At 34.4% G+C, this 16,359-nt stretch carries 13 protein-coding genes; 8 read left to right on the forward strand and 5 right to left on the reverse strand.

Annotated features, from left to right (window positions below; genetic code table 11):
- The first annotated feature begins 155 nt into the window (after positions 1-155).
- The 3 genes from B096_RS0100240 to B096_RS0100250 all read left to right on the forward strand — a co-directional run bounded on the left by B096_RS0100240 (position 156) and on the right by B096_RS0100250 (position 2,610).
- Complete coding sequence (locus tag B096_RS0100240) at positions 156-869, forward strand: hypothetical protein (protein ID WP_083912975.1); 714 nt, start codon at positions 156-158, stop codon at positions 867-869.
- Complete coding sequence (locus tag B096_RS09715) at positions 866-1,798, forward strand: DUF3307 domain-containing protein (protein WP_018578771.1); 933 nt, start codon at positions 866-868, stop codon at positions 1,796-1,798. Before B096_RS0100240 ends, B096_RS09715 begins: the two co-directional genes overlap by 4 nt.
- Positions 1,799-2,004: 206 nt before the next feature.
- Positions 2,005-2,610 (forward strand): HAD family hydrolase, encoded by a 606-nt coding sequence (locus B096_RS0100250; RefSeq protein WP_018578772.1) that lies wholly within the window; start codon positions 2,005-2,007, stop codon positions 2,608-2,610.
- A gap of 31 nt (positions 2,611-2,641) precedes the next feature.
- On the opposite strand, the gene B096_RS0100255 is transcribed toward B096_RS0100250, so the two are convergent.
- Positions 2,642-4,042, reverse strand: a complete 1,401-nt coding sequence (locus B096_RS0100255) for a phosphoglucomutase/phosphomannomutase family protein (protein WP_018578773.1) — start codon at positions 4,040-4,042, stop codon at positions 2,642-2,644.
- A gap of 159 nt (positions 4,043-4,201) precedes the next feature.
- Between B096_RS0100255 and B096_RS0100260 the strand changes: the two genes are divergently transcribed.
- The 5 genes from B096_RS0100260 (at position 4,202) to B096_RS0100280 (ending at position 10,520) form a co-directional block, all read left to right on the forward strand.
- Complete coding sequence (locus B096_RS0100260) at positions 4,202-5,218, forward strand: ABC transporter substrate-binding protein (protein WP_018578774.1); 1,017 nt, start codon at positions 4,202-4,204, stop codon at positions 5,216-5,218.
- A 62-nt stretch (positions 5,219-5,280) separates the two neighbouring features.
- A complete protein-coding gene (locus tag B096_RS0100265) occupies positions 5,281-6,357 on the forward strand; it encodes an ABC transporter ATP-binding protein (protein ID WP_018578775.1) in 1,077 nt (358 codons plus the stop codon).
- Positions 6,341-7,996: an ABC transporter permease gene (locus tag B096_RS0100270; protein WP_018578776.1), complete on the forward strand. Its 1,656-nt coding sequence runs from the start codon at positions 6,341-6,343 to the stop codon at positions 7,994-7,996. Before B096_RS0100265 ends, B096_RS0100270 begins: the two co-directional genes overlap by 17 nt.
- A 12-nt stretch (positions 7,997-8,008) precedes the next feature.
- A complete protein-coding gene (locus B096_RS0100275) occupies positions 8,009-9,745 on the forward strand; it encodes a cache domain-containing sensor histidine kinase (RefSeq protein WP_018578777.1) in 1,737 nt (578 codons plus the stop codon).
- Positions 9,738-10,520, forward strand: coding sequence for a response regulator transcription factor (locus B096_RS0100280; RefSeq protein ID WP_018578778.1), 783 nt, complete (start codon positions 9,738-9,740; stop codon positions 10,518-10,520). The genes B096_RS0100275 and B096_RS0100280 overlap by 8 nt, the downstream gene beginning before the upstream one ends.
- A 10-nt stretch (positions 10,521-10,530) precedes the next feature.
- Here the strand turns inward: B096_RS0100280 and B096_RS0100285 are convergent, their stop codons facing one another.
- The 4 genes from B096_RS0100285 to B096_RS0100300 form a co-directional block, all read right to left on the reverse strand.
- Positions 10,531-11,823, reverse strand: a complete 1,293-nt coding sequence (locus B096_RS0100285; RefSeq protein ID WP_018578779.1) for a helix-turn-helix domain-containing protein — start codon at positions 11,821-11,823, stop codon at positions 10,531-10,533.
- Positions 11,824-11,895: 72 nt separating this feature from the next.
- On the reverse strand, positions 11,896-12,936 hold the full coding sequence (locus B096_RS0100290; protein ID WP_018578780.1) for a hypothetical protein: 1,041 nt from the start codon (positions 12,934-12,936) through the stop codon (positions 11,896-11,898).
- 237 nt (positions 12,937-13,173) lie between these two features.
- On the reverse strand, positions 13,174-14,355 hold the full coding sequence (locus B096_RS0100295; RefSeq protein ID WP_018578781.1) for an MFS transporter: 1,182 nt from the start codon (positions 14,353-14,355) through the stop codon (positions 13,174-13,176).
- On the reverse strand, positions 14,352-16,358 hold the full coding sequence (locus B096_RS0100300; RefSeq protein ID WP_018578782.1) for an oxidoreductase: 2,007 nt from the start codon (positions 16,356-16,358) through the stop codon (positions 14,352-14,354). Before B096_RS0100300 ends, B096_RS0100295 begins: the two co-directional genes overlap by 4 nt.
- Position 16,359 lies beyond the last annotated feature (1 nt).

Raw genomic sequence — 16,359 nt, forward strand, 5'->3', positions numbered from 1 at the left:
TTCACAAATAACGTGTACTAACAGTCGAAAAAACGGAATAACACGATTGTACACGAATATCGTGTACAATGAGTCATGTACACGAATACCGTGAACGATTATGCAATAAATTTAAATTTACCTGATTAGACAAACTTTTAATAAGAAAGGAATTTATGATGTACATTACGATACGATTAGATATAAAAGAGTCAAGATTAAACTCAAATTATAAAAAAATGTCGAATCTCCATAACTCAATAAAAAAAAGGATTAATAATAAAATTGAAAGCTATCAAGAATTAGAAATAAGAAATGGAGATGAGTTATTTGGAATTTATGAAGATATTAATAATGCAATGAAAGTTGTTGAAGCAATATTAGTTGAAGCGAAAATGAATAAGATAAATATTTATTTAGGGTTGGGGATTGGTAATATTGATTATGGTATAGATGAAAGTGCTCATACTGTTAATGGTTCATCAATATGGAATGCTACAGAGGCACTTGATTCAGCGAAGACAAAAGGAAATACGGCAAGTGGCAATACTTGTTGTGTTTATACAAATTTTAAGAAAGCATACACGGATACCTTAAATCTATTATTAAATATTGCAGTTGAAAACATCGAAAATCGAACTCAAGAGCAACAAAAGGCTATTGACCTAAAGAGAAATAATCCTGATAAATCGCCTGCCGAATTATATCTTGCACTGAAAGGTATTGATGAACATAATAATCTATCAGAATCTAGTGAAAAAAAATTAGATAATTACCGTGTTAACTTTTCGCGATTTATAACACGTTCAGAATTATCAAGATTCAATGAAATATTGGGGTGTATGATAGGGATTTGTAATGATCAAAGTTTAAGTGAGGTAAATAAATGATATTTCTAATTTTAATTTCATCTCATTTAATTGCAGATTTCTGGTTACAAACAGATCAGATGGCATTATTAAAAGGCGCTGACAACACTCTAAATATACGAAAAAAAACGATTAAACGTCATGTAATTCATCATTTATGTTTAGCAACTCTTTTCATAGTATCTTATCTCGCTATATACTGTCATAAGAGTTTTTTTTCAAGTATCCTAATCCTTGAAATTTTGGTGGTGTTAAATTGTGTTTTTCATTATTATATAGATTTGTGTTTAAAGGATATAATAACCAAAAAGCTTACCTTAATAGATGAAACTCAGAAATGCTTTTATAAATATCCGCAATTAAGTATATTTTTGATTGACCAAGGGATGCATTTCCTATCTGTTTTAGTGGTCTGTTTCATAGGTGTTAAAATACAAGAAGAAAGCTTATATGCTTTAGTAAGCCAAAGTATTATAATATTCCCGTTTAAAAACTTTGATATACTTCCGTTTGCGACTCGCGCTATTATACTTGGAATTTGTGTGGTACTCCTTACTTCATTCAGTGGTATACTAATTAGTTTATTATTTAAAGATTTAGAAGATCATCAAGAAAATTCGAATATCGATGATTTCAAGATGGAGGTTCAAGTAAATGATAAATTAATGATTACTCAGACGACATTTACCGTAGAACACATGAGTGAAGAAGTTGATAGATATGGCAAAATGATTGGTTATTTTGAAAGGATATTAATATTTTTTCTCATAATAAAAAATTATTATGAGGGAATAATTTTCTTGTTGACATTAAAAACTTTCTCTCGTTTTAAGCAATTGAATCAGAAAAAATTCACAGAAAGATTCATTTTAGGAACACTTGTAAGCGTAAGTCTAGCGATTAGTATTGCTCTAATTTATAAATTCATTTGCAATTTATTCTTGTTTTAGTTTATTATTTTAATATGTTTTGTTGAATAAATTAAACATGTAATTGAAAATATATTGTTTGGTTAAAAAAAATTATCAATAGTTTAAAAAAAAGGTTATGCGTATATTGATTAAATTAATGTTGGATTAACAGTCTTTTTGTTTAATAATTGAGTAATAATTGAGATTTTATTTAAATGCCTCTACTATTAGATTAGGAGGTAATTATGTATACAAATTTTATATTTGACATGGGAAATGTATTAATGGATTTCAGTCCGGATTATATTCTTTCGGAATTTACGAATAATGTTGAAGAGATAGAGTATTTAAAAATACAAATTTTCGAGAGTGAATTGTGGCGAAGTCTCGATAATGGAGATATTAATTTTGAGAATGCTCTCTTAAAAATACTAGATGATGTACCCCAATCAAAACACAAAATATGTCGTGAAATATTTAATCATTGGCAAGAATATAAAGTTCCTCGTAATGACATGCTAGACATAATAAAAACCTTGAAGCGTAAAGGATATGGAATTTATCTTTGTTCAAATGCTGCGTCACGTTTCCATTCATATGTTGATCATTATGAAGTGTTTTCTTACTTCGATGACTTAGTAATATCGGGTGATTTACATATATCAAAACCTGATATTCGGATTTATGAGTATTTGTTGGAAAAAAACCGCCTTGATGCAAAAACCTGTCTATTTATTGACGACCTTAATATTAATATAAAAGCTGCAAGAATGTGTGGTATTTCTGGCTACCATTACAATGGAAATGCAGAGCTGTTCAAATTATTCCTTCAAAATATAAACATACTATAAAATAAAAGCACCTCTAGAAGGTGCTTTTATCTTATATAGACTTAAGTGATAAGTAGTTTTCAAATATGGTAACGAGTTCTAATACATCGTTTTCAGTATTTGCTTCTGCAAATATTCGTAAGAGTGGCTCGGTCCCGGAGAATCTTGAACTTATCCAGGAACCATCCTCAAAATAAATTTTCAGGCCATCCATATAGCTAATATTTTCAATTTTTTTATTGAAGGTGGGAAGATTTTTGTTGACCATGAGTGTTTTGTGAATTTGTATTTTATCGTCTGAGGAGAAACGGTAGTCACGCTCTATATTAAATAATTCTCCGTATCGTTCATAGAGTTCTTCTACAAGTTCATGGATTCCTTTATGAGTAACACTTATCATTTCTACAAGTAGACTTGCTGCAAAGATTCCATCTTTTCCAGATATATGGCCTCTTATTGTTAGTCCTCCACTGGATTCACCGCCAATAAGAGCATTACTTTTTTCCATACCGTTCGTGATGTGTTTAAATCCTACGGGAGTTTCAATACAGTCTTCTTGATGGTCTTGAGCGATTCGATCAATTAAGTGTGTCGTAGAAAGATTTCTTACCGCAGCTCCAGACCAACCTTTGTATTCTAACAAATAATAATAAATTAAAGAAATTAAAATATTAGGATGTACAAAATTGCCAAGTTCATCGACAATACCGATTCGGTCCGCATCGCCATCGGTAGCAATACCGATGTTATATCTCCCTTCTTTTACTAAATCTTGTAACTTATGAAGTGTGGCTGATGCAGGAGACGGAAGTTTACCTCCAAATAAAGTATCATGTCGATCATTAATTATATCCACATCACATCGTGTCGTGTTTAAGATAATTGATAATGAAGTTTTTGATACTCCGTGCATCGTATCCACTAAAACTTTCAAATTTGCATTTCGAATGGATTGAGTATCAATCATGGAAAGAATTGAGTCAATATAGTCGTTACTTGGGTCATAATATGAAATCATATTTTTTACAAGTCCTTCTTCAAAGTTAATTGAATTAATTTTCTTTAAACCAATCAAGTTCTTTTCAAATAAATCAGTTACTGATTCTGTGGCATCTCTACCACCACGTGTAAATACCTTGATACCATTATAGATTGCAGGATTATGACTTGCGGTAACAGTTAAGCCAAATTCTAGATTTAATTGTTTGACTGTAAACATAGTCATGGGAGTCGGTACTGCTTTATCAATAAATAATACTTTGATACCATTACCTGCAAACACTTCAGCAAGCCAATGTGCCGCAACGTCGGATAGAAAGCGACGATCATAACTAATAACAATAGGTGTTTCCTTGCACTCCATTGATATCGCTTGTGCTAATTTTTGAATATTATTTTTTGTGAATTCATCTGCGATAATTGCTCGCCAACCACCAGTTCCAAATTTAATCATAATTCATATACCTCCTTATTATTAAATTTATAGATATCCGAAGCGGCTTACAAGTGATTACGGAATATTCAACAAATTGCCTGTTTTATACCATTGTTGAGTTTTATTGGCTGTGATATTCTTAGATTACAATATGAAAGCGTTTCCAAGGAGGAAAGAATGAAAAAATTTGTAAAGATACTATTACTTAGTATTGTAGCTTTATCATTAGTTGCATGTTCTTCGGATAAACAGGAAGACACTGCTGGAAGTGAAACTCTAACGGTATATTCACCTCATCCAGCTGAGACAATTAATTTAGTTGTTAAAGAATTTAAAGAGAAAACGGGTATAAACGTTGATGTCGTTGCAGCAGGAACCGGTGAACTCTTAAAACGTGTTGAGTCAGAAGATGGAAAACCATTAGGAGATGTATTATGGGGTGGTGGTGCTGAATCCCTTGCTTCGTATACAGATTATTTTGAAGCTTATGAATCCCCAGAATTAGCTAATATTGATGCTCAATATTATGATAAAGACTTTAAATGGATTGGTGAGAGCCCCCTTCCAATGGTATTAATGTACAACACTAACTTGGTTGAAGAAGGCAATGCGCCCACAAGCTGGCAAGATCTAACAAATCCTGAGTTCAAAGGAAAAATTGCGATGGCAGATCCAGCAAAAAGTGGTTCTGCGTATACAATCTTAGCGACGATGGTTCAAGCTTATGGTAAAGACGACGGAAAAGGATGGGATTTTGTACGTGAGTTTTATGCAAACTTGGACGGTAAAGTTCTAACGAGTTCATCAGCGGTCTATAAAGGTGTTGCTGATGGAGAGTACTCAGTGGGACTAACATTGGAAAAAGAAGCGATTAAATATGTGCTCAATGATGCACCAGTAAAGATTGTGTATCCAAATGAGGGAACTTCAGCAATTCCAGATGGCGTAGCCATTATTAAAGATGCGAATAACATGGATAATGCTAAAAAGTTTGTTGATTTTGTATTAAGCAAAGATACTCAAGAAATCATGTCAAATAAATTAAGCCGTCGTTCAATACGTAAAGATGCTGAAGCACCAGAAGGTCTTGAAGCACTTTCAACAATTAAACTTGTAGATTATGACTTTAATTGGGCTGCATCCGATAAGGATGTAATTTTAAAACAATGGAAAGATATTATCATTGGTGAATAAAAATTAAAAAGCAAACAAGAGGGAAACCTCTTTTTGCTTAATACTAGTTTAAGGAGATCAGTATGAGTGTAAATGTAGACATAAAAAATGTAGTAAAAAAATACGGTGATTTTGTAGCCATCAATGATGTAAGTTTATCTATCCAAGAAGGTGAATTCTTTACTTTGCTTGGGCCATCGGGTTGTGGTAAAACGACATTACTAAGAATGATTGCAGGCTTTAATTCTATTGAAGCAGGAGATATTAACTTCGGTGATCAACGCATTAACGATGTAAGTGCTCATAAAAGGGATATTGGAATGGTTTTCCAAAACTATGCTGTTTTTCCACATTTGAGTATCTATGACAATGTAGGTTATGGACTCAAAGCACGCAAGATTCCTAAAGAAGAAGCACATGAAAGAATCATGGATGCTTTAAAAATTGTTCAAATAGAAGAACTAAAAGATCGCATGCCATCAGCACTATCCGGAGGACAACAACAGCGAGTTGCCTTAGCTCGCGCCATTGTAATCGAGCCTAAAATTCTTTTGATGGATGAGCCATTAAGTAACTTAGATGCTAAGCTCCGAGTACAAATGAGAACAATCATTAAAAAATTACAAAGAAAACTCAATATTACAACGATTTACGTGACCCATGATCAAGAAGAAGCACTGGCAATTTCTGATCGAATTGCGGTTATGAACAAGGGCAAAGTGATGCAAGTGGATGCACCGAGTGTAATCTATCAAAAACCTGCGAACCAATTTGTGTCAAACTTTATTGGTACTTCTAATTTCTTAAAAGGTATTGTTGAGGAAAACAATCAAATCAAGATTGAAAACTATCGATTCACTAAAAAAGTCAAAGCAGCGGTCGGTACAGATGTTTTGATATCGGTTCGTCCAGAGCAATTCATATTTACGGACCATCAGGACAGTATCCATGGATCGATAACACTGGCCACATTTTTAGGCGATTTTATTAGCTATGAAATTGAACTCGAAAATCAATCACTTATCGTCGAGGTGAATGAATATACACAAAATATAAAAAATATCCGTCCAGAGGGTCCAGTGAGCCTGGTTCTATCAGAAAAAGATATTAATGTTTATGATATCGAAGGTAAGGTGAATTTGAATGAAGCAGAAGTTTAAAAATATTAAATGGGACTTTTGGACATTCGCAAAAATAGGTGTATTTATTGGTTTTGCATTATTTCTAATCTACCCATTTTTATCGCTTTTTTTACGAAGTTTCTTTGATGTAAACGGAAATATAACGTTAGAAAATTTCAAAACATTCTTTACTTATAAATACTATTATCAAACTCTATTTCGTTCACTCCTTGTAGCGATTGTAACGACAGTCATGGCTGTTATCATAGGGGTTCCATTTGCTTACCTTACAACTCGTTACAATGTTTGGGGTAAACGAATTATAAATGTTATGATTATTATGTCTTTAATGTCACCACCGTTTATTGGAGCATACTCTTGGATTATGCTTTTAGGACGTAATGGTGTTATTACTAAATTCTTTGCTACACTTGGTGTAAGTTTACCATCAATTTATGGGTTTACAGGGATTATCCTTGTTTTTACACTTAAATTATATCCATATGTGTATTTATATGTTTCGGGTGCACTTAATAGTATCGATAGTTCCTTAGAAGAAGCAGCAGAAAACCTTGGTATGAGTAAGTGGAGACGTATGCTTACTGTAACGTTCCCTGTTATTTTACCAACGATTGGTGCAGCTGCGATTATGGTATTTATGTCTAGTTTAGCAGATTTTGGTACACCGATGTTAATTGGTGAAGGATTTAAGGTTTTACCTGTGCTTGTCTATGAAGAGTTTATGAGTGAGATGGGTGGAAACCCAGGATTAGCATCAGCATTAAGTATTATTGTGGTACTTTGTTCAATGACTGTGTTGCTCTACCAAAAGCGTGTTGTTGATAAAAAAGTATATTCTATGAGTACACTAAGACCACCCGTTGAAGTTAAACTAAAGAAAATACCAAGAATATTTTGGACTTTCATTTCATTCTTAATTGCGACAATAACCTTCTTACCACAAATTGTCGTGGTTGTGACCTCCTTTATTAAAACGCAGGGACCTGTGTTTGTTAAAGGTTTCAGTCTAGAAAGTTATCGTACAATTTTTTATAAAATGGGATCAAGTATTCGAAATACATTCACATTCTCCTTTGTTGCAATTGTTATAATAATTGTAGTAGGGATTATTATTGCTTATTTAATTACGAAACGACGTAGCAAGTCTTCAGAAGTATTAGATATTCTTGTTATGATGCCTTATGTTATTCCAGGAGCGGTTTTAGGTATTGGTCTTTCATTAGCATTTAAAAATGGACCATTGGCTTTAACAGGGACCCCAGCAATTATGATTTTGGCGTATGTTATTCGAAAAATGCCGTATACAGTGCGATCGTCTGGAGCGATGCTTCAACAAGTTGATCAAAGTGTAGAGGAAGCCTCAATTAATTTAGGCGTATCCCCAATGCGATCTTTTTTCAAAATAACTGCTCGACTTATGTTACCTGGAATTGTTTCAGGAGCAATATTAAGTTGGATTAGTACGATTAATGAGCTCAGTTCCAGTATTATGTTATATACTGGTAAGACTCAAACAATTTCTGTTGCAATTTATACAGAAGTTATCCGCGCTAGTTTTGGAACTGCTGCCGCACTTGCAAGTATTTTAACTGTCGCAACCATAATCTCATTTATTATCTTTAATATCGTAAGTAAAGGAAAAGTATCTGTAGTTTAAAAGGAGATTATAATGAACCAAAAACCAAGAAAGAGTTTTAAAAAGAAGATAACCATCATTATCACTTTGGTATCGACTATTCCAATTCTCATTCTTGGTTTTTTTTCAATTTATTTTATCAATAAAACAACAAAAGCGAGTGTTGAAGATCGTTTATCGGAGACGTTACTCTCTGTAGATCAAATAATTGGGACAACATTTGATTCATTTAGTAGTGAATTGGATATGCTTGGACGTAATACTCAATTAATTGAAATGCTGAAGGATGGACATATTGATGATGTAGATAAGTCGTATATAAATAATAAAATTTACAGCATTATGGCAAATAGAAGCACTATGATGAATATGTTTGTGATTGCACCAAATGGTGAAAGCTATGGAAGTGCCGAACTTCCTGATATCTATAAGTTACCAGATTACAAAACATGGGGCATTTATCGAGCTGTAGAAGGGGAGAAAGATGTTGTATTTTATCCTAATTACACAAGAACAAATAGTGACTTCACTACATCAACGTCAATGATTCGTCCAGTATTGTATAAAAATGAAGTGGTAGGCTATATCATTATGGATATATCGACTGAATTAGTACAAAGTATGATTAATACAGTTAAAGGAACATCATTTGGTTATATTCAATTTATAATAGCATCTTCAAATGATGATATTATTTATAACGATTCGAGTTTTAATAGTCCTATTAGCTTTCTAACAAATATCTTTCGTTATGATCGATTTTCTCCGGAAAATGCTGGAGGTTTGAAAGAAGAGTTAGATTCAAACATGATGTTGTCACGATCAAATAGTAATTATGGATTAACTTATTACGGTATGATTCCAAATAAAATGATGATTGATCAAAGTAAGACTCTTTCAATCATTGTGGGAATAATGGCGATCTTTGCTGCAATAAGTGCTGTTGTTGTAGGTAAAATATCTGGAGGTAAAATATCTCAACCTATCGTCCAATTAGCACAAGAAATGAAGGGGTACCCAGATAATAAAATAGTGTCAAGTTTAGATAAAAATCGAGAAGATGAGATTGGAGAGATCAATTATCAATTTCGTCAGCTCATCAAACGTTTAAGTGATTATCATGAACAGGATTTAGAAAAACAAGATTTATTGAGACAAGCAGAAATTAAATCCTTAATGTCACAGATTAATCCTCATTTTTTATACAATACGTTAGATTCAATAAAGTGGAAGGCGAAGCTCAATGAAGTTGATGATGTAGCGTTTATGGTCGCGGAACTCGGTGTTTTGTTACAGGGAAGCATGGATACCAAAACAACACTTGTCCCGGTTTCAGAAGAGATACGATTTGTTGAAAGTTACATAAATATTCAAAAAATAAGATATGGTGAAAGACTTCAGTATGTTTCAGGTATCCAAGAAGGGATTGAGCAATACATTATTCCAAAATTAATTCTCCAACCACTTGTAGAAAATGCAATTATTCATGGAATCGAACCATTAGACAAGGATGGAATTATTGAAATAAACGTATGGACGGGAACCCAACATCTATACTTGTCAGTAGCTGATAATGGTGTGGGAAATGATGCTAGACTCAGCCGTTATCTTAAAGAGGACAGCAAGAGTATTGGATTAAAAAATGTTGATCGACGCATAAAACTTTATTATGGTCCTTCCTATGGTTTACGTTGGAGTAGTGAAGTCGGTAAAGGAACCGTAATTTTCATTAGAATACCCCTGAAAGTGAGAGGTGAAAGCGATGTTTAGAATTGTGATTGTAGAAGATGAAGCAACAGTTCGTAGAGGTCTTGTAATGACCACTCCGTGGAAAGATTATGACTGTAAAGTCATCGGAGAAGCAGAAAATGGTAAAGATGGATTAGATTTAATTCTAAGACTCAAACCGGATATTATCATTACGGATATTAAAATGCCCAAGATGTCCGGAATCGAAATGATGGAATGTGTTCTTGAAAAACAAGATGCAGTTTTTATAGTGCTAACTGCATTTAATGAATTTGAGTACGCGCAACATGCCATTAAATTAGGAGCAATAGATTATCTTCTCAAACCTTTCTCTGATGAGCAATTTGAAACTGCAATAAGAAGAGCCAAACAGACCGTTAAGAATCTACAGATTGTAGCAGGGCATCAATCTACTCATCAAAATGAGATGATTGAATCAATTGATAAATACTTATCAACGAGTAATAATAGCAAACATGAAAAGCTGATAGGTGTAATGGAATTTATTCGGAGCAATTATCAAAAAGATATTAGTATTAGCGATACGGCAGACTACTTTAACGTTTCAGAGAGCTATTTAAGTCGTTTATTTCGAGAAGAAACCGACTATAGTTTCCATGAATATTTAACAGTATATCGAATACGCAAAGCATGTGAAATGTTAATGGATACATCCGTTCGCATTTATGAAGTTGCTCAAAGCGTAGGATATAAAGACCAGCGATACTTTAGTATTGTTTTTAAGAAATATATGGGAATGTCACCGGGACATTTTAAAGAAAAATTACCAAAATGATTTTTAATGATTACTGGTCTGAATTCACCTTCAAGATGGATTCGACGATTTGGTGGTGGATACTAATGCGATCGTCTTGAGTAAATACGTTAACGGGACTGATAAAAATCTTGTTTGGATGTTTTAAATCTGGGATATCTGTAATAAGAACATCGCAATATAATGGATTGTAGACAAATATAATAATGGTATTGTTATAAATATGTCTGAGTTCTTTTTGAAAGTATGGTCCAGCACTTAAAGATTCTGAAAATTTTATGCAGATACGTAGAGGTTTTGTTTTTCTGCTGTAGTAAGGTTCTAAATAATAGATGAGTTCAATGAAATCGTCATCGATTAAATTACGATATTTTCCATTGTTGTCTTTGATAAAGTTTTCGGTAAAAAATTTAATACGCTGGATTCGAGTTACTTTATTTGAGTCTTCACTTATTAAAGTTGGTTTAAAATATATTTCATGTCGTAGTTCGTATGTGATGAACATAATAGCCATCTGTTCTGCTTTGGGTCGTAATTCAATTGTATCAATGAGTGCATCGTAAAATTTACCTAAAAAATCGTGAAGGAAGAGATCATGTGCATGGACTTCTTGATCAATTTTTTTCATAAGGAACCGTGTATCTTTTGATTTTTGTTCGAAGAATAAACAAACAATAGTGGGTAAATATGTTTTCGGTTTTAAAGGCGAGAAAATTGGATCCAAACAATCTCTTAATGAATCGCTGATTACAGTTTGACAATGTTCACCAAAAGGAATAAATTGGATTGTTGTAGCATTTAATTCGAGGGAATTCCCTGTAAATTTATAGTAATAATTATAATAAGCGGTAAAATGATAATAAACATTAAATAAATTTCCTTGTACGACAATGCGTTTGTGTTCCAAGATGAGGGAAAAATGAACTTCGTGGTGAATATCATTAAATTTTTGAATTGCTCTATATACAGCTTTACTTGAAATATATAACGTTTTCGCACAATCTTGAACAGTGATTGGCTCATTTTTGAGATAACTTTCAAAGATTAGTTTGAAGACCATAAATGATTCACTATTTTTACCATAAAAATCTGCTAACTGACTTTGGATAATACGTAATTGATAGTGGGGAAGGGGGATATCTTTCCAATTTTTAGTATAGGGATCAATTTCATAGTGAAAACCAATAGCTTGCAGATCCTGATTTAATTCATGAACCAAACGATGATAATGCCGTGGCGAAACTTTACAGTTATCGGTCTTGTTTGCGACATCCAATAATATTTCGCGTTTACGCTGGTCTGAAGCTGTGAAGAGTCTATACATATGATCACCTCTATAGATAGTATAACTGAGTTTGTAGGTATTAAAAACCCCTTGAAGAAAAGGGGTTTTGTTTTATTTAATTGGTTTTGTTGCAGGAAGATCGAGTGCTTTTAAGAATCCAGGTTCAGCATTAACCACCATTGGAATTAAATTTACGCTGGGTGCCGTACTTGAAGAAAAAGGTTCGTCATTAGGGATCATACCTTCGATACGAATATCAAGAGTAGGTTCACCTTCAATATGATAACCATCATACATAATCGGTTCTTTTTGTAAATCATCACAAACCTTATGTACAAAATGGAAGCCAGTTACTTCGACGCCATCTTTCATACATTTCATAATGAATTCATGACCACTAATCGTTCCAACATCAACATGACCACAAGGTGGATCTAGCGGCATTGTTGCTGTATGAATCACATGTTCTTCTTCATAAGTATCGTAATCGATGTTTGCTTGTTCAGCGAGAACCATCGCTGTTGGACCGTAGTATGATGTAATGATGTCTTTCAACACATCACCATTAAAGGATTCAATCGTTTTACCATACCCAAATACTTGAACCCAAGGGGATGTGTTAAGTTGATCATCTTGACCCCCATGAACAATAATCTTGTCGACACGTCCGCACATGGAAGATGCAACAATGGGTAGGTAAGGTGTGAATAAACCTGGGAAAATTCCTTGTTGAGTGTAGGTAACTCCATTTTTTAACGCGCATTCGTGAACCATTTTATAGATTTCTGGTGCTGTTTCATGCATATGATAAACAGGTAAAGGTGAAATTACATTTTTTCCGGCGTTGAGCGCTTTACAGATATTTTCTGCATTGGGTACAAAACCCGTTGGGCGTAGATCACCCGGTGTTCGCATATTCGGTAAATATGTAAGCACAACGTCTGCATCTAATGCGAGAGCAGCATCAATATCATCGGTAACGATGATGCCGGATTCTTTAAAGCCAAAAATGGAACCCGCATCTTTCCCAACTTTTGATGGATCTGTGTCGATTGCGGCAACAAGTTCTAATGATTGTTTTTCTTGGATCATCTTTACAGCGTAACGACCAACGCTGCCTAGACCCCAAATAATTACTTTATATTTTCTCATATAAAGCTCCTTTCGATGTATACTCGTATATTAGTTCATAATATGACGCGCTACAATTTTGTGATTATGAATCTATAATTCACAAAATGTTATTTAATCCAACAGATTAAGGTTAAAGAGTGCATTAAATCGTAAAAAAAAGCTGAAATGGGACATTATTAGACGCATTTTCGACAAATATCAAGAATGATAACACGAGTAAATAAAAAAAACACGGTGTAAACCGTGTCTTAATATTTAGAAGACTTCATTATAACGTTTATATACATATGCAACACAAACTAAATTTATGATTGCGACCGAGACATTAAAAATCATGACGTAGCGAATGTTAATATCCGCGATAAGACCTGTAAGGTAAGGACAGATCATAACTGAAATGCTTGTGGCCATCGTATAAATACTTGTGGCTTTTCCTTTGCGACTAGGAAAAAATGCTAACATAATCGCAAGAGCTAACTGCCAAATACCTCCTGCTGCAAAGATACCAATACCGAATGCCCCTAACTTGCAAATAAGTGGAGTAGGTATGCATACAATGAGGATTAGAATAAAGAGGGTGATTGTGGAACAAATCAAGAGTATTTTATCGTTTGCCTTCGTTTTTTTCGAAATATAAGCAGTAATAAATACTGAAATAAAGGACCCAAGGCTGTAGGATGAAACGAGTGTTAATGCCGCTTCACGTTCCATGCCGGCTAATTGAATCGCATATTCGGGAAGCCACCATACGATAATATTAAACAGCGTTACAATCGTAAATCCAAGGATAAATAATGCGATGCCTTCTTTTTTTAGACTTGGTTGAGATTTTGTAAATGTTGGGGCAGATATCGATTGTGTATTGTTACATTGACGATCTTTTGGAAATTTACAAAACCATACCACGATTAAATTGACGACTGCAATCACGATACAAAGTATAAATGAGTAGCCATAGTAAATATCATTAGAGATAAAATAACTTACTAAGAAGGGCAGTATAAATTGACCGATGGAAATAAATGCTTTATTAAATACACTGATGCTACCTGCATGTTCTGGATATATCTCAGCAATTGCCGGGTAGGTTCCCGTATCAAGAAAAGCATTTGCAAATCCTGCGAAAAGCGCGAAAAATGCAGCAGATAAGATATGGGTACTGAGTAAAATACCGAGAAAGAAGAGGATATAGGAAATCATACCCAATAGGATAATCATTTTACGACCATATTTATCAGATAAATATCCACTTAAATAAAGAACTAATACGCGACCTAATCCGATTGCGGATATAACAAGAGAAATATTCTTAGCGGTAGTATTTAATTGTATTGTAAGTTTATCAAGATGTTGCGATAGAATAATTGCGGCCATTCCCTGAAGAATATAGTTTACAAATAATGCAAGGACCGTTATATGTTTCTCTTTTGCTCTCATAGGGATTTCATTTCATCAATTCTATGGGCAATGGTAAGAATATTATGACCTTCTCGTGTCCCATCAATAATTCGACGCGCTTGTTTGCTGTCACCAATATTCATAATTTCAATATTATGATTGACCCCATAGTCAAATAAATCATCAAGCACAGGGGTATAGGGCTTCATGCCTAAGCAAATAAATCCAAGATCGAATGGAACGGATATCTCCTTGTTTTTTGATTCTACAATAAACTCATGCGCGCGAACTTCTTTTAATTTGGTCTCAACCATTTGTATTACAGAGTGTTTATTTAAGATGTGCATGGTGTGAAGTTTTGTGATGACATCCAAATCTTTACCGAGTTCATTTTGCATTTCAATAACAGTAACACGTGCAGCACCACGCGTTGCGTAGTATTCAGCAACATCCAAGCCAACTGCACCACCCCCGACAACAACAATATCTTTACCTTCGGTTTCTTTAAATGAATCAATATGATGTATTAAATCGAAAATTGAATAAACAGGTTTTTCGGAATCAGCTAATGTTTCAATTAAACCTTTAATGGGTGGTAGTAAGGGAACTGATCCGGTTGCATTCACAATAATATCGAGATTTAAATCATCAAACATTGGAGAAGTTACCTCTGTATTAAGTTTAATTTCAAGATTTTGTAAGGCATTTGCACGATTAATAAGGTACTCGGGGAAGTCTTTGATTCTTCTTTTATCGGGAAGTTGACATATTTCCTGAGCGAGTCCCCCGAGTTTATCGTTGCGTTCAAACAGTGTTACATTACAACCAATTTCCGCTGCGGTACAAGCGGCTTCAAGTCCTGCGGTACCGCCACCAATGACGGCAACATTGATTGAGTTTTTAACTGGATTGTGTGTGTATTCATCTTCATAAAAGATATCCGGATTTACGGTACAACGAATGGGTTTGCTTTTTCCAATACGATGGTCGGCACAACCAATGTTACAGGAGATACACTTACGTAACTGACTCACTTGGTTATTCTTGACCTTAGCAACCCAATTGGGTTCTGCGATCAAACCACGACCCATGGCAACAAGATCCGAATCTCCATTTGCAATGATTTCATCGGCTCTTTCAGGACTGCGAATGTTACCGGAAACAATTGTGATTTTATTGGGAAACTTATTTTTTACGTGTTGGCTTAAATAAGCGCGCCAACCGTCTTCCATATTCATGGCGTCAATCTGATAAAAAAGACTATCGTTTAGTGCACACGATACATCAAGAATATCAATTTCTTCTACAAAATAGTCCAATAACTCAAGTGTGTCGGCAAGGGTGTTTCCACCATCTAGAAATTCATCAGCACTAAAACGTAACATAATTGGAAAACGGGGTCCCACCGCTACTCGAATTGCCTCAACAACTTCACGAGCGAAACGAGCACGATTCTCTTTACTTCCACCATATTGATCGGTTCGATCATTGGTCAAAGGGGAGAGAAACTGACTGAGTAGGTAGGAGTGACCTGCGTGAATCTCTACCGCATCAAATCCGGCTCGCTGAGCTCTATTTGCGGCTTCTGCATACTTACCGACAATTGCCTTTATTTCGCTTTGTGTGAGGGGGCGAGGGATGTTTCCACCGGTCTTAGAGGGGATGTTAGAAGCAGAAACTTGCTGTTGCCCTTCTAAACGTAATGGGTAAGCCGATGCACCAGCATGATTAATTTGAACAGAACAACATGCACCATATTTATGCATCGTCTCAGTAAACTTAAATAAGCCAGGCAAAAATTGATCGTTGTCCATGCGCAACTGAGTTGTTCCATTGGTACCCATAGGATAATCAATACAGACATTTTCAAGAATGATTAAGCCAGTACCCCCTTTTGCTCGTTGTTCATAATAACTTAAATGTTCAGGTGACATTGAACCATCGAGATTAGCAAAATTTGTTCCGATTGGTGGCATGACAACCCTGTTTTTTAGCCGCATATTACGGATAGTAATCGGTGATAATACATAACTATAATTCATA

Origin of the sequence: Erysipelothrix tonsillarum DSM 14972, from assembly GCF_000373785.1 — a bacterium.
GTDB classification, from domain to species: domain Bacteria; phylum Bacillota_I; class Bacilli_A; order Erysipelotrichales; family Erysipelotrichaceae; genus Erysipelothrix; species Erysipelothrix tonsillarum.